Origin of the sequence: Methylobacterium sp. J-077 (genome assembly GCF_022829365.1) — a bacterium.
Lineage (GTDB): Bacteria > Pseudomonadota > Alphaproteobacteria > Rhizobiales > Beijerinckiaceae > Methylobacterium.
Map to the genome: position 1 here is coordinate 276303 of NZ_JAKSYJ010000119.1, position 19927 is coordinate 296229.

The following is a 19927-nucleotide window of genomic DNA, read 5'->3' on the forward strand; positions in this document are numbered from 1 at the left end:
CTGCTCAGTGTGGTATCTGGTATACCAAATACGGGGCATTGTCAATCGCGGAGTTGGGAAAGCTGCAGTTTGGTGCAGGATCGCGGTCACATCCGATGAGCGAATGGCCGCTCGAAACGGTCGGCCGCTTCGCCCGCTTCGTGGCTGTGAGCGCAGTGAGCCGGCTCAGCGATCCGCCATGGTTTCAGGACCGTTCGCTGCCTTCGACGGCCTCGCGACGCTGGCGATGACGGCGTGGCTCGACAGGCCGCCTTCTCAGATTCGCCGCTTTCCGGGGGCAGGAGCCGCGCAGCCAGAGACAGCACGGGCCGGCTTTTCGGCAACCCGCCCTGGAGACCACCCCGGTGATCCGTTTCGAGAAAGTCAGCAAGGTCTACCGCACCGACGGCCACAAGCGGACGATCCTGGAGCAGGTGTCGTTCACCCTGAAGCCCGGCATTTCCTACGGCATCCTGGGCATCAACGGCGCCGGCAAGTCGACCACGATGCGGCTCATCGCCGGCACGGAAGACCCGACCCGGGGCAAGATCCACCGCGGCCTGCGGATCTCGTGGCCGCTGGGATTTGCCGGCGGCTTCCATCCCAAGATGACCGGCCGCGACAACGTCATGTTCGTCGCCCGCATCTACGGCGAGGATCCGCGCCGCGTGCTCGACTTCGTCGAAGACTTCTCCGAGCTCGGCAGCTACCTCGACGTGCCGATCTTCACCTATTCCTCGGGCATGGGCGCCCGGCTCGCCTTCGGCATGAGCATGGCGATCCCGTTCGATTGCTACCTGATCGACGAGATCACCTCGGTGGGCGACGCCCGCTTCTCCAAGCGCTGCGACGAGGTCTTCTCACAGCGGCGCAAGAACGCCGACATCATCATGGTCTCCCACTCGATGGAGACGATCCGCCAATGGTGCACGCAGGGCCTCGTCCTGCTCAACGGGCGCGCGATCATCTACGAGGACGTGAACGACGCGATCGAGGTCTATCGGCGCCTCAACGCCTGATCGATCGACGCGACGAAGACATGCTTTTGCCGCCTCCCCGTGGGAGAGGCATGAATCGCGAGCGTTTCGGCGCGGTCGAGAGCCCGGCAACGGGCCGGCTGCCCGAACCCTGGAGGCCTGGGATCAAGTCATGAACATGGAGATCCGGAAAGCCGAGGGGCAGCCGCTGACGACCGCGGACCGCCAGCAGGCGGTGACCGAATCGCTGCGGCAGATCGCCCGGATGTCGCGGTTCGTCGATCGTAAGAAGGGCATCCGGTCCTATCAGAGCCACGTCAAGAACGACCCCTGGATCCCGATCCTGTTCGTCGTCTGCTTCGTGCTGCCGACCCTGGCCGGAGCGCTGTATTTCGGGTTGATCGCCTCGGACCGCTACGTCAGCGAGGCACGGTTCGCGATCCGCCCGGCGCTGGGCACGGCCGACAAGGCGGCGCCCGATTCGGTCGGCACCTCTTCGGGCGTGCCGAGCCAGATGGTGGCCCAGGACACGCTGATCACCTACGAGTATATCCTCAGCCGGCCGATGCTGGAGACGATCGAGGCGAAGCTGCCGATCCGCGAGTGGTTCAGCCGCGACAGCATCGATTACTTCTCCCGTCTCGATCCCGAAAAGCCGATCGAAAAGGCCCTCCGCTACTGGAAGCGGCGCATCGGCGTCGATGTCGAATCCGGCTCCGGCATCATGTCGCTGACGGTCGAGGCCTTCGACCCCGACGAGTCCCTCGCCATCGCGAAAGCCGTGATGACCGAGGCCGAGCGGATGGTGAACGACCTCAGCGTGAAAGCGCGTGAGGATGCGGTCGCCGAGAGCTCCCGCGAGTTGAAGCTCGCCGAGGAGCGCATGAACAAGATCCGCCTTGCGATGCGCGACCTGCGCAACCGTGAGGGCGTGCTCGATGCGCAGAAGTCGAACGAAGCCAACCTCAAAGTCGTCTCCGAGCTGCGGGCGGCCCGGATCAACCTGGCGGTGCAACTCGCCATCGGCCAGCGCGATCTCGGCCCGGAATCCCGCCGGATCATCGACATCAAGCAGCAGATCAAGGATCTCGACGACAACATCGCCCGGATCGAGCGGCAATCGGCCAGCCAGGACCCCGAGCAGAAGCGCCTGCTGTCGGACGCGCTGACCCGGTTCGAGGCCCTCGATAACGACCGCAAGAACGCCGAGAAATACTACCAGCAGGTGCTGACCGCCCATGAGCGCGCCCGCATCGTCGCGGCGCGGCAGATCGAGTTCTTCAGCCCGATCGTCGAGCCGGTGAAGGCGGAATCGTCCGTCGAGCCCCGGCGGGTCCTGATGATCAGCCTGGTCACCGCGGGAGCCGCCGTGCTGTTCGCTGCATCGATGTTCGCCCGAAAGATGATGAATTGAGGCGATCCGGATCAGCGTCTCGCCGCTGACCCGCCGGGATTCCCGGTCCAGCCCTGGGCGCGCCAACCCTCGGCGCGCTCATCGAGATCGATCGAGCCGGCGCGATCGAGGATCGCCATCACGCGGTCGGCTTGGTGGTCCTCGGCCCGGACCGTCACGAGGGTTCCGCCCCGGCGCACGCCCTCGGCATAAGTCTCGGCCTCGCCCTCGGTGAGGCCGGCCCCCGTGAGGCCGCCGATCAGGCCGCCGGCCGCGGCACCGACCCCCGCGCCTGTGGCGGCCGCCACCAGCCAACCCGCCGCGACCACCGGCCCGAGGCCGGGGATCGCCAGCAACCCGAGCCCTGCGAGCAACCCGGCCCCGCCGCCCAGGACCGTACCGACGGTCGCGCCCGTCCCGGCGGCGTCTACCGGATCGACGACATCGGGATGGGGATCGCCAAACGGCCGCTCCTGGATTTGGGCCGGTTCCGCCCGATTCGCCAGCAGGCTGATGTCCGCATGAGGAATGCCCGCAGACTCAAGCTGATCGACCACGCCGGTGGCGGTGTCGTACTCGTCGTAGAGGGCGGTGAGGACGCGCGCGGTCATGCGGGCTCTTTCGATCGGTGGGCTGCCGCCCGATCAAGCGGCGAAGGCTGTGCGGGTTCCGCCCGCGCCGTGCCGGTTCTTAACGGCGCGCTAACCATCCGCTCGGCAAATCTTGCCGCGTGCGCGCTCGGGATTCCCCGAGGCGGACGGCGATGGATCGAGAACGATGGCGGAGACGGCGAGCGTGCCGGCCAGGGGCGGGGCTATGAGCGGGGCCGCATCGGTCCTGAGTCAGCTCGCGCTGCCGACCCGCGGCGACCTCCATGCGCTGTCCAAGCGCTCCGACCTCATGTTCGCCACCGGCGTCATGGGCATCCTGGCGGTGCTGATCTTCCCGCTGCCGGCGGTGCTGCTCGACCTGCTGCTGGCGGTGTCGATCATCACCTCCGTGCTGATCATGATGACCGGCCTGTCGATCGACAACCCGCTGGAATTCACCGTCTTCCCGACGCTGCTGCTCATCGCCACGATGCTGCGGCTGGCGCTGAACCTCGCCTCGACGCGCCTGATCCTGGGCCACGGCCACGAGGGCACGGCGGCGGCCGGCCATGTCATCGAGGCCTTCGGCAACTTCGTGATGGGCGGCAATTTCGTCATCGGGATCATCGTGTTCGCGATCCTGATCATCGTGAACTTCGTGGTCATCACCAAGGGCTCGGGCCGCATCGCCGAGGTCGCCGCCCGCTTCACCCTTGACGCGATGCCCGGCAAGCAGATGGCGATCGATGCCGATCTCTCGGCCGGCCTGATCGACGAGAAGGTCGCCAAGGCGCGCCGGTCCGCCCTCGAGGAGGAATCGTCCTTCTTCGGCGCCATGGACGGCGCCTCGAAATTCGTCCGCGGCGACGCGGTGGCGGCGCTGCTGATCACCTTCATCAACGTGGTCGGCGGCATCGTCATCGGCGTGGCGCAGCAGGGCCTGAGCTTCGGCGATGCCGCCAAGAGCTACACCCTGCTCACCATCGGCGACGGGCTGGCGAGCCAGGTCCCGGCGCTGATCGTCTCGACCGCGGCCGGCATCCTGGTCTCGAAGGCGGGCGTGCGCGGCTCGGCCGACAAGGCGCTGGGCAAGCAGCTCGCGCATTATCCCAAGGCGCTCGGCATGTCGGCGGCCGTGATGTTCCTGATCGCGCTGCTGCCCGGCATGCCGATGCTGCCGTTCGTGCTGCTCGGCGGCGGGGCGGCCTACGCCGCCTGGCGCACCAACAAGACGGCCAACGAGGCGCCGCCGCTGGACGCGCAGGGCGTCCCGATGGACGCCAAGGCGGTTGCGGCCGCCGCGACGGCCAAGGAGGAGACCGTCACCGACCTGCTCAAGCTCGACGACCTGAAGCTCGAGATGGGCTACGCGCTCCTGGCCCTGGTCAACGGCGAGGGCCAGGACCGGCTGACCGACCAGATCAAGGCGCTGCGCCGCCAGCTCGCGGCGGAACTCGGCTTCGTGATGCCCTCGGTACGCATCCTCGACAACGTCCAGCTCGACGCCAATTCCTACGTGGTGCGGGTCAAGGAGATCGAGGCCGGCACCGGCCGGATTTTTCCTGGCCAGTTCATGGCCATGGATCCGATGGGCGGCCAGGTGCAGCTGCCCGGCCAGCACATGCTGGAGCCGACCTTCGGCCTGCCGGCGACCTGGATCGACGCATCCCTGCGCGATCAGGCGCAGCTCAAGGGCTATACGGTGGTCGATGCCGCCACCGTGGTCTCGACCCACCTCACCGAGGTGATCAAGGCCCACGTCTCCGAGCTCCTCAACCACGTCGAGGTCTCGAAGCTGCTGCGCGAGCTGCCCAAGGAGCACGCCGAGCTGCTCAAGGAGATCGTGCCGTCGCAGATCTCGACCACCGGCGTGCAGCGCGTGCTGCAATTCCTGCTCTCCGAGCGGGTGTCGATCCGCGACCTCGGGGCGATCGTCGAGGGGATCGCGGAAGTCGCGGGCTCGGTGAAGAATCCCCGCGACGTGGTCGAGCATGTCCGCGCCCGGCTCGGGCGGCAGATCTGCGCCCAGTACCAGGACCCGAACGGCACCTTGCCGATCATCACGCTGTCGCCCGCCTGGGAGCAGGCCTTCATGGAAGCGATCGTCGGCGAGCGCGAAGAGCGTTACCTGGCGATGCAGCCCTCGAAGCTCAGCGAGTTCGTCACCGCGGTCCGCGACCGCTTCGAGACCGCCGCCCGCCAGGGCGAGATGCCGGTGCTGGTCACCTCGGCGCAGTCCCGGCCGTTCGTGCGCTCGATCATCGAGCGGTTCCGCCGGGAGACGCCGGTGATGAGCCAGGCCGAGATCCACCCGCGGGCGCGGCTGCGCACCGTGGGATCAATTTGAGTGGGCGGCGGCAAGCGGCGGCCGTGTGTCGGGCTTATGGGCAGAAGCGGCCCTTCACCGTCCTGGCGAGCGCAGCGAAGCCAGGCAGGGCAGCGCGCGCCAGCCAGTAGCGTATCCCTGGATCGCGTCGCTGCGCTCGCGATGACGAGGCGGGTCGATCGAGCAAGCGGTTCTTCCGAAACCCGCCTCAGATCGCCTTCTGCTTCAGCTCTCGCTCCAGCTCGTGCGCGTCGAGCCCCGGCACGACCACGGGGGGCTCCGGCACGGTCGCGGGGACGGACGGGGTGATGGCGGCGGCGAGGCGGGAGCGCTCGAACAGCACCACGACGACCACCGAGATCAGCGCCGGGATCCAGAAGTAGAACACCCGAAACACCAGCAGCGCGGCGATGACGGCATTCTTCCGGGGCTCGTCGGCGACATCGATATTCATCGCGGTGAGGAAGACGATCTCGAAGACCCCGAGCCCCCCCGGAGCGTGCGAGGCGAGTGCCACCGAGAACGATGCGAGAAAGATCGCGAGCACGGGGATGAAATTCGGATTCACCGCGTCCGGCAGGGCGAAATAGATGATCCCCGCGGCACCCAGAAGCTCCAGTGGTGCGGCTGCGAGCTGACGCAGCATGATCCCCGGACGCGGATACTCGAGCTTGAATTTGCGCAAGCTGATGGGCGGCAGCCGGAGGAGCGAACCGATGACGTAGATCGCCACGAACGCCAGCATGCAGATGCCCACGACAATAGCCGTGCTCGGGTTGGTGATGATCGCCGGGAGCTTGTCCCTCAGCCGTTCCAGCAGGTTCGGATCGTAGACGAGCGTGAAGCCGCCGAGCAGGATCGTGCCGAGGAAGAACGTGAAGGAGCACAGGGCCACCAAGACGGCGACCTGGGCGGCCGAGAGGCCCTTGGCCGTATAGGCCCGGTAGCGCACCAGGGCGCCGGAGAACACCGAGGCGCCGATATTGTGCGACAGCGCGTAGGTGGTGAAGGAGCAGAGGGAGACGAACAGCCACGAGATGTGGCGCACGCCCAGATGCATCAGCGCGATCCGGTCGTACCAGGCGAGCGCCGCATAGGCCACGAGGGTCGAGATCGCCGCCATCAGGATGCGGTGCGGGGGAATTGCCAGGACCGCAGCCCAGATCGCCGCCAGCGACGTAGTCTTCAACTCTTGATAGAGAAAGTAGCCCGATACGACGACCGCTGCGAGGCCGATCAACGGCCAGATGAACTCGCTGAGCTTCTTCATGAACACCGACGCCCCGGGGAGAGCCCCTGATGCGCCGCCAAGCAACGCGCCGCAAGCGGATCGAGGCCATCGCGATCCCCTTGTCAGGCGATCATGACGGTTTCGTGCCGCGTCGCCGGCACATCAGACGCGGACTCGGAAGACCGGCCGCCGAACGGGGTGCAACGCGTGGCTGCGCGCCCCTTGGATCGGGTCAGCCCCGGGCGCGGGTGAGCCCGATCCCGTCCATCGCGGCCTGGTCCCGGACCGCGTCGGCGGCGCGCTCGGCGGTGCGCTCGCGATCGTGCAGGATCTCGACCTTCTTCAGCTCCTCGAACGCCTCGCCGAGTTCGGCCTTGGCCTCGGCCAGCTGGCCCTCCAGCGCCTGGGCGGACTGACGCATGTTGTCCCGGCGGCCGGCGGCGGCGCGCGCGTAGGTCGGGTAGGCGAAATGCCCGACATCGGTGATGCCGGCACGGGCCTCCTCGACGGCGACCTCGCGGTCGAGTTCCACCGCCATGCGCTGGAAGTCGGCCATCATCATCTCGATCTGGGTCACACGCCGCCGCTTCTCATCAACCTGGAAGCGACGCAGCCGGATCAGCGTGTCACGCGATTTCATTGGGACGCTCACTCCACGCAACGCTCGGGGCCGCGCCGAGGACCATGCCCGGCCCGTGCCCTAAGCAGGATCGCGAAGGCGAACCTGCTCGGACCCTGGTTCCGCATCACTCACTGCACAGAAGCGGTTACCGCTTCGCTGCATGATGCCTAGGCCCCGCCGATGATCTGGCTGAGCCGTGCGTAACCATCGCCGATGGACGTTGCTTCTTCCTTACCCTGCCCCAGAAAAGCCTCAAGATGCGGCATGAGCGCCACAGCCTCGTCGACCTCCTGGGACGAGCCCGCCCGGTAGGCGCCCAGCCGGATCAGTTCCTCCATGTCGGCATAGGTCGAGAGCACCCGGCGGGCCCGGCGGACCAGCGGCAGATAGGCCGGGTTGCAGGAGCGCGGCATGGTCCGGGAGACCGAGCGCAGCACGTTGATCGCCGGGTAGCGCCCGCGCTCGGCGATCGCCCGCTCCATGACGATGTGCCCGTCCAGGATGCCGCGGACCGCGTCGGCCACCGGCTCGTTGTGGTCGTCGCCCTCGACCAGCACCGTGAAGAGGGCCGAGATCGTGCCGACGCCGACGCCTGGCCCGGCCCGCTCCAGCAGCCGCGGCAATTCCGAGAAGACGGTCGGCGTATAGCCCTTGGCGGTGGGCGGCTCGCCCGCGGCGAGGCCGATATCGCGCTGGGCCATGGCGAAGCGGGTGATCGAATCGATCATGCACAGCACCTTCGCGCCCTGGTCGCGAAAATGCTCGGCCACCGACAGGGTCACGTAGGCGGCGTTGCGGCGCATCAGGGCCGGCTCATCGGAGGTCGCCACCACCACCACGGAGCGGGCGAGGCCCGCCGCGCCGAGATCGTCCTGCAGGAACTCCTGCACCTCGCGGCCGCGCTCGCCCACGAGGCCGATCACCGCCACGTCGGCGGCGGTGTAGCGGGCGAGCATCGACAGCAGCACCGACTTGCCGACACCGGATCCGGCGAAGATGCCCATCCGCTGGCCGGCACACATGGTCAGAAAGGTGTTGATGCACCGGACCCCGAGGTCCAGGGGGCCGCCGACCCGGGTGCGGGCATGGGCGGGGGGCGGGTCGGCGCGCAGGGAATAGACGTCCGGCCCCTGCGGCAGCGGCCCGAGCCCGTCGACGGGCCGCCCGAGCGCATCGATCACCCGCCCGAGCCAGGCGCTCGTCGGCCGGATCGCGCCCGCCGATTCGTCGCGCACGTAGGCCGGGCAGCCGCGGCGAACCCCTTCCAGGGAGCCGAACGGCATGGCGAGCGCCCGGTCGCCCTGGAAGCCGATGATCTCGCAGGGCACCAGCCCGAGGCCGTTGGCGCCCTCCACGTCGATCCGGCCGCCGAGCCGCATGGCGGCCACCGGGCCAGCGACCTCGACCAGCAGGCCGCGGATCGCCACCACGCGGCCGAACGTCTCCAGCACCTTGACGCGATCGAGAGCGGCCTGAGCCGCGGCGAGGTTGGTAACGGACCTTGCCGGAACCTGTGTCATCCGCCTCGCTCTCAACGCTTCGTTTACCGGCCTCCTTAACACTGCGGTCATCGGGCTCGCAGCGGTCCGGTTCGGGCTCCCGCGGCTTTTAGGGCTTCACGAAGTCGTGGGGCTGTGGCCGCAGGATCACAGCCGGGATCGGGTCGTTACGGGGGAAGCACTTACGCCCCCGGTCGTGGGCGTGCCGATCGCGAGAGGACCGGAATCACGGCCCCGGGCAGGGGTGGAGGGACCTCATTCCTCCAGTCAAGCTCGCAAGCCGGTGAACGAGACGCTTGCGGGTGGGAATCAGGTTTTGTTAACGATTAATCCATAGCGTTCCACGTCAAGAGCGACGGAGCGCCCGTCCACAGGCCGGTGGCGGGCGAAGGTGGTGACGTGTCTGCGCGCTGATGCGGCCGGCGGGGCTGGGGACCGACGACGATGCGGGTACTTTTGATCGAGGACGATAGCGCGACAGCGCAGAGCATCGAGTTGATGCTCAAGTCCGAGAACTTCAACACCTATACCACCGACCTGGGCGAAGAGGGGATCGACCTCGGCAAGCTCTACGATTACGACATCATCCTCCTCGACCTGAACCTGCCCGACATGTCGGGTTACGAGGTGCTGCGCAACCTGCGCGTGGCCAAGGTGAAGACCCCGATCCTGATCCTCTCCGGCATGGCCGGGATCGAGGACAAGGTGAAGGGCCTCGGCTTCGGGGCCGACGACTACCTCACCAAGCCGTTCCACAAGGACGAGCTGGTGGCCCGCATCCACGCCATCGTGCGCCGCTCGAAGGGCCACGCCCAGTCGGTGATCACCACCGGCGACCTGATCGTGAACCTCGATCAGAAGACCGTCGAGGTCGGCGGCGCCCGGGTCCACCTGACCGGCAAGGAGTACCAGATGCTGGAACTCCTCTCGCTCCGGAAGGGCACGACGCTCACCAAGGAGATGTTCCTCAACCATCTCTACGGCGGCATGGACGAGCCCGAGCTGAAGATCATCGACGTGTTCATCTGCAAGCTGCGCAAGAAGCTTGCCAATGCCAGCCAGGGCAAGAACTACATCGAGACCGTCTGGGGCCGCGGCTACGTGCTGCGCGAGCCGATGGATGCCGAAGAGCGCATGGCGGTCTGATCCTCCCGGATCATCGCCACCTCCGAAAAACCCCGTGCGGCTCGGCCGCGCGGGGTTTTCGATTTTTTGGACCTTACCGGTTGGGTGCTACCGGACCCCGGTCCCGGAAAAGACCTGGGCGGCCGGCGCGACCACGACGTAGCCGCCGCACGGAGCGGTGCGGGTGATCACGGCGCTGGCCACACCCCAGACATAGGTCCCGCCGCGGTCCTGCGCGACGACGGGACCGCCGGAATCGCCGAAGCAGACTCGGGCGCCGTTCGCCCGGGCGATGGTCAGGCCGGTGCTGCTCGCCGCGACCGGCGTTAGGGTCGCGGTGCGCAGGCGCCCGACGCCGCGCCCGGACAGGCCGGCGCCCGCGATCCGCAGGCTCTTAGGGACCCGGCGCGGATCGGCCGCGAGGGGCACCGGGCGCCGGTCGCGGACCGGTTCGGTCAGGCGCAGGACCGCGAGGTCGAGGGACAGGTCGGCGAGGCTCACGTCGGAGGCCGCGTTCGGCAGCATCTCGCCGGGATCGGGGCTGTAGCGGGCGGCGACCCGGGCGCCGTAAACCGGCCGCGTCGGTTCGGTGCCGCGGAAGAACACCACCAGCGCGCCGAGCGGATCGCCGTTCACGCAATGGGCCGCGGTGAGCACGAGGTCCGGCGCGACCAGGATGCCGGTGCAGCGCGTGAGGCTCAGCGCCTCCTCGGGCTGGGTGATCGTCCCGATGGCGACGGTGGCCTGCGCCAGCGCATCCCGCCCCGCCGGCGCCCCGCCGTCAATGGCGGCGGCCGGCGCCGCCAGACCGAGCGCGATCGCCAGCGCGAGCGCCGCGCCGGAAAGCAGCGTTGGTATCGTACCGAAAATGATCACGCGTTGACCTTCTGCGCTGAGATCTCCCGGTGCACAGATGCCGCGAGACACTATCAGCGCAAGCGACGCGACGACGCGGCCTTGTCGCTGATGATGTCGGATTGGCCTTGAGCCAACTGGAAATGTCTCCGTCTGATTCCTTCGAATCAGGGACGAGGATCAGCACCGCGTGATCCAGATCGAGAGGCAGCAAAATCCAGATCGGCGAGATCGCTCGACGGCGACGCGTCCGACCCGTGACATAGCGCGGAGCGAGTTGCATCGCGTGAAGCTTGCTTGCAGACCACCCGTCACTCGACAACCGTGTCTCTATATATTTCCACCTGCAAATCGCAAATTCCACGGTTCCGAAATTAAATCATGTTATTACGTTGTAAATCCCTAATAGCTTTATAATTGATCAATTTGATATTGCTTTGAGAGATCAGGGTTTTCAATCCTTGGTCCAATAAGCAATCCATATCGTGTCGACGGATCGCGTGATAATGTTGATCATAAGCGCGCAGTTCCCGGCCGTCGACGACGGGGTGGACATAAATTTCAGTCACCCCGGGATTGATCATCGCCAGACTATTCCGCAGAACTTCAGCCGTTTGCCTCGGCCAAGCTTCAATCAGGTGATCGTTATACAGGACGCCGCGCTCATCCGCGCGTTGTCGTGATTCAAATCCATGCACGGCCGGATGATCTCGACCCATCATCCGGACAGGTAGATTGTATTCCACGGCCAAATCGAGATAGATTTCATATAGATTAACCGGAATTGCATCACCATCATATGCGCGTCGAGATGAGTCACGTCGACGCCCCAGGAAAGCGCGGCCTCGATTTGGGCCCGGCACTCGGCCCGAGCGTCTCCAGGCTTGATCATACTCAACGCGGCCGCCGTCGTTCTGGCTAGAAAACCGGTTTCATCATGAAGTGATGCGGCGCCTGTCAATCCTCGCCAACGGTATCCCTCGTACTCCGACGTCAAAGTCAAATGAACGCCGATCGAAAAACCATCAAGCATTTCGACGGCTTCCAATGCCCACGGGCACGGGACCATCAACGTTGCGCTCGTCGCAAAGCCGTCAGTGAGTGCCCGGTGGGATGCGATGTTCGCGCTGTGGCTCGACCCTAGGTCATCGCAGTTCACGATCAACAATCGATCGTTCTTGTCATAACCCAGGCTCTCGGCTAGATTTGCACGACTCATTCGACGACCCTTAGTATTTTTATAGCAAAGTTCTTTACGTACTCGAAATTTATTGACCTAGAAACTTTATATTTCATCTGAGTGACGATCATGCGACGCGAAATTCTTTTATCCCGCGTAAATTTATCCTCAAGCCGTGAGGAATACCTCAGAAATAACATCATGTTTGTTATCAACTCATTCAATCAACCGACATATCTCTTGAGAATGATTTTATATTTACTGGAAAATAACTTTACTAACATATGTATTATTGATCAGGCAAGCACATCCGCAACGTGTGTCGCGCTCCTCAATTCAAAATTTGTAAGGTCCTGCTGTCGAGTCGTGGTCAATTCCAGCAACGATGGGCCAAGATCATTTTTTGATTCGGATTATTTCAAGAATGCTCCGAATTATTTTATTTTTACCGACCCCGATATCGAATTGCCGGATCATCTGCCAAAAGACTTCCTTTCCCGGCTTATCCAGATCGAGCGAGAAAATAAGATCGGGAAGGTAGGATGCGCGTTAAGACTTGATGATTATTGTAATTTTGACAATAAAACCATCATTCGTGATGGAAAATTGTTAAATGTTCTGGACTGGGAGAAGCAGTTTTGGGAAAATGAGATCGAGCCAACAATTTATTCGGCTCAAATCGATACGACCTTTGCTGTGTACAATAAAGAAAATTTTAAAACTCACGATTTCTATCGTGCCCTGCGCGTTGCCGGCTCCTATTCTGCTCGCCATCGCCCTTGGTACAAAGACAAGCGCATTCCGCAGCAAGAATGGGAGTACTACCTTCGACAGACCAGGCATTCTTTCTGGTTCAATCTGAACGAGGTCGAAAACAATCTAGAGCACGATCTAATGTGAGCTGGAGCGTCCATCAGCGCGACACCGTCCATGTGCTGGTGCCGTCCTTGCCGTCCTTTACCGACACGCCCATGGCGGCAAGGGCATCGCGCGCCCGGTCGGAGGCGGCCCAGTCCTTGGCGGCCCGGGCCGCCCGGCGCTCGGCGATGAGCGCTTCGACGGCGGCGACGTCGATCCCGGCAGCGGCGACCTGATCCTGCTCACGGTCGCTGCGGGTGCGCGCGAGCAGGCCGAACAGGTTCGCACCGGCCCGCAGCGACGCCGCCTCATCGGAGCCGCCGCCGGCAAAGCCGTGCAGCGCGTTGATCGCAGCCGGGGTATTGAGATCGTCGCACAGCGCGTCGATCACCGAATCCGGCGCCGCATCGGCGGCCGGCGCATCCCCTGCGGCATTGTACCAGCGGTCGAGCACGCGGCTGGCCTCTTCGAGCCCACGCAGGGTCCAGTCGATCGGCTGCCGGTAATGCGTCTTGAGCATGGTGAGGCGCACGACCTCCCCCGGCCAATCGTTCAGCACGTCGCGGATGGTGATGAAGTTGCCGAGCGACTTCGACATCTTCTCGCCTTCCACTTGCAGGAAGCCGTTGTGCAGCCAGACATTGGCCATCACCGGCGTCCCGAAGCAGCAGCGCGATTGCGCCACCTCGTTCTCGTGGTGGGGGAAGATCAGGTCGATGCCACCGGCATGGATGTCGAAGGTTTTGCCGAGGTGCTTGGCCGACATCGCGGAGCACTCGATATGCCAGCCGGGCCGGCCCGGCTCGGCGATGCCGGCGGGCGACGGCCAGGATGGCTCGCCGGGCTTTGACGGCTTCCACAGCACGAAATCGAGGGGCGAGCGCTTGTAGGGCGCGACCTCGACCCGGGCGCCGGCTTCCATCTCGTCCAGCGGGCGCTTCGAGAGGCGGCCATACTCGGGCATGGCGGGCACGTCGAACAGCACGTGCCCCTCCGCCACATAGGCGTGCCCCCCGGCGACCAGCGCGTCGATCATCGCGCGCATCTCGGCGATGTGATCGGTGGCGCGGGGCTCGATGAAGCGGGGCGGCTCGCCCGGCCGGTTCACGTCCTCGGGGCTCAGGATGCCAAGATCGCGAATGTCCCGGTGGAACTGCTCGAGCGTGCCGTCAGTGAGTTCGCGGATGGTGATGCCGCGCTCGGCCGCCCGGGCGTTGATCTTGTCGTCCACGTCGGTGACGTTGCGGGCGTAGGTGACGTGCGCCGGTCCGTAGAGGTGGCGCAGGAGCCGGAACAGCAGGTCGAAGACGATGATCGGGCGCGCGTTGCCAATATGGGCCGCGTCATAGACGGTCGGGCCGCAGGCATACATCCGCACCCGGGCGGGATCGATCGGCGCAAAGGCCTCCTTGGCACCGGTCAGCGTGTTGTAGAGCCGCAACATCGGCGCCATGAAACCCATCCCCTTCCGGCGCCGCGGCCGGATCCCGGTGCCGCGCCGTCGCCGGAAAACCGGCCCTGCCTTCAACGACCTGCGGGCTCTGCGCCGCGAAGAGCGGCCGAACCGTGGCGGCTCACGCCGTACCGCGGCGGCCCGCTGTTGCACCGCGGCGACGGTGCCGTGCGCCCGATGGGGCTAACGCAAAAGCGTGAGGAATTCGAGATGGTCCTCGCACGTGCGGGGTAAGCCTTCCTTAACCGCGCCGTCGGACCGTCCGGCCCAAGCTCATCACACGCAAGATACTGTGCCCAAGGATAGTCCATGCGACGCAAGGCTGCCGGTTACTTCGTCATCGCCGCTTCCCTGACCACGGCCTGCCTCGCGCAGGTCGCGTTCGCCGGCAGCGACGGCGAGACGCCCGCGAAGGCCCCGAGCCATGTCGAGAAAACCTTCCTGATCCCGTCGAGCGACGGTTACGGCGTCGGCGACTGCCTGACGACCCCCGGCAGCGAGTGCGGCCAGGTGGTCGCCAATGCCTGGTGCGAGGCGCAGGGCTACGCCGCCGCCAACACGTTCGGGATCGCGGCCGCCGACGAGTATACCGGCGCCATCGAGCAGCCGATCTCCACTCCGACCGAGCGCCCGATCCGCATCACCTGCCGGGACTGAGCGAGAAGGGCGTCAGCCTTTCACGAAATCCGCGCATTTCGGTGCCGGCTCGGTGCCCCACGGCGCCAGCGGCACCGCCGAGGTCGAGTTCTTCGGCGAGCCCTGGATGACCTTGTCCGAATAGACCATGTAGATCAGCGTATTGCGTTGGGCATCACAGCCACGCACGATCTGCATCGACTTGAAGATCAGCGAACGCCGCTCGCTGAAGACGACTTCGCCCTGGCCCAGTTTGCCCTTGAAGGCGATCGGGCCGGTCTGGCGGCAGGCGAGCGAGATGTCGGAGACATCCTCGGCCAGGCCGAGCGTCCCCTTGATGCCACCCTTCTCCGGCTGCGTGTACCAGCAGGCGACCCCCGACACGGCCGGATCGTCGATGCCGTAGACGACGAGCTTGTCGTTGGGGGTCAGCGGCCGCCAGACCGTGGATTTGGAAAAGATCCGGTCCGGCTCCTGGGCCGAGGCTGGTCCGGCCGCGGCCAGACCGAGGGCGAACAGCCCGACATAAGTGAGACTCCGAAACCACATCACGGGTCAATTCCCTGCTCAAGCGCGCGACCCCGATGTAGGAGGGCTGTCGCCGCCTTGCGAGGGGGCGTACACTCAAGCTGCTTCGGTCCCACCGCACGGGCAGGACGCGCTCGACCAGCGGGATTAGAGTATTTCCGATCAACGCGATGCAGCCGATGCTTGACCGCCCGATCGTCCGTTCGCTCGGCCGCCTCTTCTTGAGTGCAGCGCTGGCGTTCGGTCTGTCCCTGAGCCTCGAAACTGCCTGGGCAGAGGATGCACCGGACGGTGCGCCCGTCGCCGGAGAGGTGCGGCCCAGTGCTCCGCAGCTGCCGTCGCCCGTGTGCCGGCGCTACCGGGCGGAGCTGGCCTCCCTGCAGAACGGCGCCAGCACCACCCGGGCGCTCAACGACGAGATCGGTCGGCTGGAGGCCTATTTCCGCGGGCTGAACTGCGAGGGCGGCAAGTTCCTGTTCTTCGATACCCGCCCGCCCCAGTGCGGGGCCGTGGAGCAGCGCATCCGCGCGCTCAAGGCCACCTATGGCGGCGCGGTGTTCGACGACAGCGGCGCCCGCCGGCGCGAATTGCAGGGTCTGGTCACGGCCAACTGCCCCGCCCGGGAGACCTATGCGGCCACCGGCGAAAGCTACGCCAAGGGCGGCCCGCAGATGGTGTGCGTTCGGACCTGCGACGGCGGCTTCTTCCCGATGCGCAATTTGCCCGAGGGGCGCGGCGGTGCCGACGAGATGTGCCAGGCCCTCTGCCCCGGCACCGAGGCGCAGGCCTATTCCATGCCCTACGGCGACGAGGCGCTGAAGCACGCCGCCTCGGTGAAGGGCAGCCGCGCCTATGCGAGCCTCGCCAACGCGTTCAAGTTTCGCAAGGAATTCGTGCCGAATTGCTCGTGCAAGCCGCAGAACCAGACCTGGGCGCAGTCCCTGGTGAAGGCCGAGAGCATGCTGGTGCGGCACAAGGGCGACATCTTCGTCACGCCCATGCAGGCGGAGGCCCTGTCGCGCCCGAAGGTCCGCCTGACCCTGGTCGGCCGGGCCGACCGGACCGCGGCCGAACTCGCCGCCGACGCCGCCGGACGCGCCGGGGTCGACATGAATGCCGGCGCGGCCGCCGATGCCAAGGCAGGCGAGGTGAAGCCGAGCGGCGCCAAGCCCGACCACGTCGCGGTTCGGATCATCGCCCCGGACATGATCGCGGTGCCCCAGCGCCTGACACCCTAACGGAGTCTTGAGCGGCCGGTGCGGAACCCATGGGCCGCACACGGGGTTCGGGTCGGCTCGATCCGAGACGAGGCCCCGATGCGGCTGCTGCGACTGATCCTCCTCACCGGCACGGTGATTCCTGGCCTCACCCTGGTGCAGCCGGCCGGGGCATCCCCGGGCGCGATGCTCATGGCCCAGGGCGGCCCCGACGAGCGGGGCCCGCGCGGCGGCGAGCCTCCGCATGGCGGCCCCCGTCCGGAACGGCCGCCGCAGGAACGTCCCGGACCACCGCCCGGACCGCCGCCCGCCGCGCGCGAGCGGCCCGAGCCGCGACCCGAGCGTGCCCCGCCGCCGCGCGAGCGTCCCGAACCGCCGGCCCAGCGGCAGCCTCAAGCCGAGCCGGCCCCGCGGGAGCGCGCCCCCGAGCGCCGACCCGAGCCGCCGGCGGCCCGGCCGCCCGCTCCGGAGCGTCGGATGGATCGGCAGCCGGACAGCCCGGAGCGTCCGGCGCCGCAGCAGCGCCGAGCACCGGAACGGCCCGAATCCGACCGGCAACCGGCGCAGCGTGATCCATCGCCTCCACCGCCACCCCGGTCGGCGCCCGAGCGTCCGCCGCAGCGTGCGCCGGATCAGGACCGCCGGGCACCGGAGCCGGAGCGGGCCGCACCCAACAATCCGGCACAGCGCCGCGATGCCGTTCCCGACCGTGAGGGCCCGGGCCGGCCGGTGCAGCGCCCGGACGCCCAGCCCGGCGCTCAGCCCCAGCCGAACGCGGGTCCCGGCGGGGCACCCGGGCGGCCCCTGGCGCCCAATATGGCCCCCGGCGTGCCCGGACGACCCGTCCAGCGCCTCGAGAACCAGCCCGGCGCGGAGCCCGGTCGCCCGGTACCGCCGAACATGGCGCCGGGGGTGCCCGGCCGTCCCGTCCTGCCGCCGGGGCCCCCTCCGGGCGCGAACGCCCCGCCTCCGCCAGGCGCTCAACCGGGTCAGCCGCCGGCTGGCGGCCCGGGCGCCCGCGGCGCCTTCAACACGCCGGGCCAGCCCGGCTACGTCCCGGGCGGTTTTCGTCCGGACGACGACGCGCGCGACTACGACCAGGTCCGCCGCGATCGGCGCGCGTTCAGCGAGGGTGGCCGGACCTATTATCGCGAGCCCGGCCGGATCATCGTCCAGGATCGCGACACCTACCTGATCCGTCACGACGAGAACGAGCGGTTCCGGGATCTCGACCCGCGCGGCTTCCGCTCCGAGCGGCGCGGCACGGACTATTACAGCTTCATCGACCGGCCGGGCGGCGAGCAGATCGTCACCGTCACGGACGATGACGGCCGGATGCTGCGCCGCTACCGCCGTCTTCGCGACGGCCGCGAAGTGGTGATCATCGACAACAGCTACGGCGGGCCGCCGCGCCCGATCTACGACGACGTGGTCGTGCTGCCGCCGCCCGACATCCGCATCCCGCGCGACCGCTACGTCGTGGAGTACGAGCAGGCGGACGAGGGCGCGGTCTACGAGGCGCTGACGGCCCCGCCGGTGGTCGCCATCGACCGCCGCTACACCCTGGATCAGGTCCGCTACAGCCCCGACCTGCGGTCCCGGATGCGCTCGGTGGACATCGACACGATCAATTTCGATACGGCCTCATTCACGGTCACGCCGGACCAGGCCGCCCGGCTGTCGGTGATCGCAGCCGCCATCAACCGGGCGATCCGCGCCAACCCGCAGGAAGTCTTCCTGATCGAGGGCTACACCGACGCGGTGGGATCCGACATCGATAACCTGTCCCTGTCGGACCGCCGGGCGCAATCGGTGGCGACCGTGCTGACCCAGCAGTTCCAAGTTCCGCCCGAGAACCTAACCACCCAGGGCTACGGCGAGCAGTACCTGAAGGTGAACACGCAGAACGCCGCCCGGGAGAACCGCCGCGTCACGGTCCGCCGGATCACCCCGCTGCTGCAGCAGGGGACGGCGCAGGGCGCGCCGCCCCCGCGCTGATAGGAGGATCGACACCGACCGAACGGGGCGATCCCGGTCGGTCATGATCACCGCGGTAGGCCACGATGCGGCGCGCCCTCGATCCGGGCTGATCCGCCCGCATGGCGACAGCGCGCCGCCTGCGGTTGACGCGGGCAGCCCTGCGCCGCACCACCGAGCGAGTGAAGCAGCGCGGGACGGTGATGGCGAGCGACGGCAACGAGCGGCTGATCCGGTCGGGCACGCCGGTCTTCCGCCGCACGGCCCTGGCGCTCGCCGCAGCCGGGTTCTCGACCTTCGCGGTGCTCTACGCGGTGCAGCCGCTGCTGCCGATTTTCTCCGAGGAATTCGGCGTCTCGCCGGCCGAGAGCAGCCTCGCTTTGTCCCTGCCCTGCGGGCTGCTCGCCGTGGCCCTGCTGGTGGTGAGCCCGCTCTCGGAGATCTGGGGCCGCAAGCCGGTGATGCTGGCCTCCCTGTTCGCCTCGGCTTTTCTGACCATCGTGGCCGCCCTGGTGCCGAGCTGGCACGGCTTCCTGGTCCTGCGGGCGCTGTCCGGGCTGACCGCCAGCGGCCTGCCCGCGGTGGCGATGGCCTATCTCGCGGAGGAAATGGATGCGCAGGCGATCGGCCTGTCGATGGGTCTCCTGGTCGGCGGCAACGCGCTCGGCGGCATGTCCGGCCGGCTGATCAGCGGGGTGATGGCCGACCATGTGAACTGGCGCATCGGCCTCGCCACGATCGGCGGCCTCGCTCTGGTCGCCGCCCTGGCTTTCTGGCGCTGGCTGCCGCCCGCACGCAACTTCGTGTCGCGCCGGATGGCCTGGCGCGAGGTGCCGGGCAGCTTCGGCCACCATTTTCGCGATGCCGGCCTGCCCTGGCTGTTCGCGGAAGGCTTCCTGCTGATGGGCGGCTTCGTCTGCATCTACAACTACATCGGCTTTCGCCTGCTCGACCCGCCGTTCTCCCTGAGCCAGACGGTGATCGGCCTGATCTTTTCCGTCTACATCGCCGGGATGGTCAGCAGCCCCGTCGCCGGCGAGCTGGCGAGCCGCTTCGGCCGGCGGCGGGTGCTGTGGCTCGCCACCGGGCTCGGGCTCGCCGGGATCCTGATGACGGCGGCCGACAACATCCTGCTGATCGTCGCCGGGGTCGTTGTGGTGACCATCGGCTTCTTCGGAGCGCATTCGGTGGCGAGCAGCTGGGTCGGGCGCCGGGCGCTCCGCGACCGGGCGCAGGCCTCCTCGATCTATCTGTGCCTGTACTATCTCGGCTCGTCGGTGCTCGGCACCGCGGGCGGCTGGTTCTTCGCCCATTCCGGCTGGACCGGCGTGGTGCTGTTCGTGGGCGGACTCTACGGTCTGGCGCTGGCCATCGCGATTCGGCTGTCGCGCCTGGCGCCGCTGACGGTTTGAGTCGCATTCCGCACGGCCGTGCGTCGGGTTTTTGACAGTCTTTACCGAACCTTGCCATGCTGCCCCAAG

General features: G+C 66.9%; 18 protein-coding genes. 9 read left to right on the forward strand and 9 right to left on the reverse strand.

Features of this window, described 5'->3' with window-relative positions:
- Positions 1 to 344: 344 nt before the first annotated feature.
- Together MKL11_RS14230 and MKL11_RS14235 are read left to right on the forward strand one after the other, a co-directional pair.
- Positions 345 to 998 (forward strand): ABC transporter ATP-binding protein, encoded by a 654-nt coding sequence (locus MKL11_RS14230; RefSeq protein WP_243944570.1) that lies wholly within the window; start codon positions 345 to 347, stop codon positions 996 to 998.
- Positions 999 to 1128: 130 nt separating this feature from the next.
- On the forward strand, positions 1129 to 2370 hold the full coding sequence (locus MKL11_RS14235) for a capsule biosynthesis protein (RefSeq protein WP_243944572.1): 1242 nt from the start codon (positions 1129 to 1131) through the stop codon (positions 2368 to 2370).
- 11 nt (positions 2371 to 2381) lie between these two features.
- Here the strand turns inward: MKL11_RS14235 and MKL11_RS14240 are convergent, their stop codons facing one another.
- Positions 2382 to 2960: a hypothetical protein gene (locus tag MKL11_RS14240; RefSeq protein WP_243944574.1), complete on the reverse strand. Its 579-nt coding sequence runs from the start codon at positions 2958 to 2960 to the stop codon at positions 2382 to 2384.
- A 166-nt stretch (positions 2961 to 3126) separates the two neighbouring features.
- On the opposite strand from MKL11_RS14240, the gene flhA reads away from it, so the two are divergent.
- On the forward strand, positions 3127 to 5286 hold the full coding sequence (gene flhA / locus MKL11_RS14245) for a flagellar biosynthesis protein FlhA (RefSeq protein WP_243944576.1): 2160 nt from the start codon (positions 3127 to 3129) through the stop codon (positions 5284 to 5286).
- A gap of 187 nt (positions 5287 to 5473) precedes the next feature.
- Here flhA and MKL11_RS14250 read toward each other — a convergent pair whose 3' ends face one another.
- The 3 genes from MKL11_RS14250 to fliI form a co-directional block, all read right to left on the reverse strand.
- On the reverse strand, positions 5474 to 6535 hold the full coding sequence (locus MKL11_RS14250; RefSeq protein WP_243944578.1) for a lysylphosphatidylglycerol synthase domain-containing protein: 1062 nt from the start codon (positions 6533 to 6535) through the stop codon (positions 5474 to 5476).
- A 193-nt stretch (positions 6536 to 6728) separates the two neighbouring features.
- Positions 6729 to 7136, reverse strand: a complete 408-nt coding sequence (gene fliJ / locus MKL11_RS14255) for a flagellar export protein FliJ (RefSeq protein ID WP_243944580.1) — start codon at positions 7134 to 7136, stop codon at positions 6729 to 6731.
- Between the two features lie 149 nt (positions 7137 to 7285).
- Positions 7286 to 8638 carry a flagellar protein export ATPase FliI gene (fliI, locus tag MKL11_RS14260; RefSeq protein WP_243944582.1) on the reverse strand — a complete coding sequence of 451 codons (1353 nt, stop codon included), beginning with the start codon at positions 8636 to 8638 and terminating at the stop codon, positions 7286 to 7288.
- 423 nt (positions 8639 to 9061) lie between these two features.
- On the opposite strand from fliI, the gene ctrA reads away from it, so the two are divergent.
- The gene (ctrA, locus tag MKL11_RS14265) at positions 9062 to 9763 is read left to right on the forward strand and encodes a response regulator transcription factor CtrA (protein ID WP_007566477.1); all 702 of its coding nucleotides are present in this window, start codon (positions 9062 to 9064) and stop codon (positions 9761 to 9763) included.
- 87 nt (positions 9764 to 9850) lie between these two features.
- On the opposite strand, the gene MKL11_RS14270 is transcribed toward ctrA, so the two are convergent.
- The 3 genes from MKL11_RS14270 to MKL11_RS14280 all read right to left on the reverse strand — a co-directional run bounded on the left by MKL11_RS14270 (position 9851) and on the right by MKL11_RS14280 (position 11816).
- Positions 9851 to 10618 (reverse strand): trypsin-like serine protease, encoded by a 768-nt coding sequence (locus tag MKL11_RS14270; RefSeq protein WP_243944584.1) that lies wholly within the window; start codon positions 10616 to 10618, stop codon positions 9851 to 9853.
- A 353-nt stretch (positions 10619 to 10971) separates the two neighbouring features.
- The gene (locus MKL11_RS14275) at positions 10972 to 11343 is read right to left on the reverse strand and encodes a hypothetical protein (RefSeq protein ID WP_243944586.1); all 372 of its coding nucleotides are present in this window, start codon (positions 11341 to 11343) and stop codon (positions 10972 to 10974) included.
- Positions 11316 to 11816, reverse strand: coding sequence for a ChbG/HpnK family deacetylase (locus tag MKL11_RS14280; protein ID WP_243944589.1), 501 nt, complete (start codon positions 11814 to 11816; stop codon positions 11316 to 11318). Before MKL11_RS14280 ends, MKL11_RS14275 begins: the two co-directional genes overlap by 28 nt.
- Positions 11817 to 12143: 327 nt before the next feature.
- Between MKL11_RS14280 and MKL11_RS14285 the strand changes: the two genes are divergently transcribed.
- Positions 12144 to 12677: a hypothetical protein gene (locus MKL11_RS14285; protein WP_243944591.1), complete on the forward strand. Its 534-nt coding sequence runs from the start codon at positions 12144 to 12146 to the stop codon at positions 12675 to 12677.
- Between the two features lie 13 nt (positions 12678 to 12690).
- Here MKL11_RS14285 and cysS read toward each other — a convergent pair whose 3' ends face one another.
- Entirely contained in the window at positions 12691 to 14088 is a 1398-nt protein-coding gene (cysS, locus tag MKL11_RS14290; protein WP_243944593.1) for a cysteine--tRNA ligase, read from the reverse strand.
- 309 nt (positions 14089 to 14397) lie between these two features.
- On the opposite strand from cysS, the gene MKL11_RS14295 reads away from it, so the two are divergent.
- Positions 14398 to 14745, forward strand: coding sequence for a hypothetical protein (locus MKL11_RS14295; protein WP_243944595.1), 348 nt, complete (start codon positions 14398 to 14400; stop codon positions 14743 to 14745).
- Between the two features lie 12 nt (positions 14746 to 14757).
- On the opposite strand, the gene MKL11_RS14300 is transcribed toward MKL11_RS14295, so the two are convergent.
- On the reverse strand, positions 14758 to 15273 hold the full coding sequence (locus MKL11_RS14300; RefSeq protein ID WP_243944598.1) for a CreA family protein: 516 nt from the start codon (positions 15271 to 15273) through the stop codon (positions 14758 to 14760).
- Between the two features lie 158 nt (positions 15274 to 15431).
- Here MKL11_RS14300 and MKL11_RS14305 point away from each other — a divergent pair, with 158 nt between their 5' ends.
- The 3 genes from MKL11_RS14305 to MKL11_RS14315 all read left to right on the forward strand — a co-directional run bounded on the left by MKL11_RS14305 (position 15432) and on the right by MKL11_RS14315 (position 19858).
- A complete protein-coding gene (locus tag MKL11_RS14305) occupies positions 15432 to 16490 on the forward strand; it encodes a DUF2865 domain-containing protein (protein ID WP_243944600.1) in 1059 nt (352 codons plus the stop codon).
- Between the two features lie 78 nt (positions 16491 to 16568).
- Positions 16569 to 18467 carry an OmpA family protein gene (locus MKL11_RS14310; RefSeq protein ID WP_243944602.1) on the forward strand — a complete coding sequence of 633 codons (1899 nt, stop codon included), beginning with the start codon at positions 16569 to 16571 and terminating at the stop codon, positions 18465 to 18467.
- A gap of 182 nt (positions 18468 to 18649) precedes the next feature.
- Complete coding sequence (locus MKL11_RS14315) at positions 18650 to 19858, forward strand: MFS transporter (protein ID WP_243944718.1); 1209 nt, start codon at positions 18650 to 18652, stop codon at positions 19856 to 19858.
- The last annotated feature ends 69 nt before the right edge of the window (positions 19859 to 19927 follow it).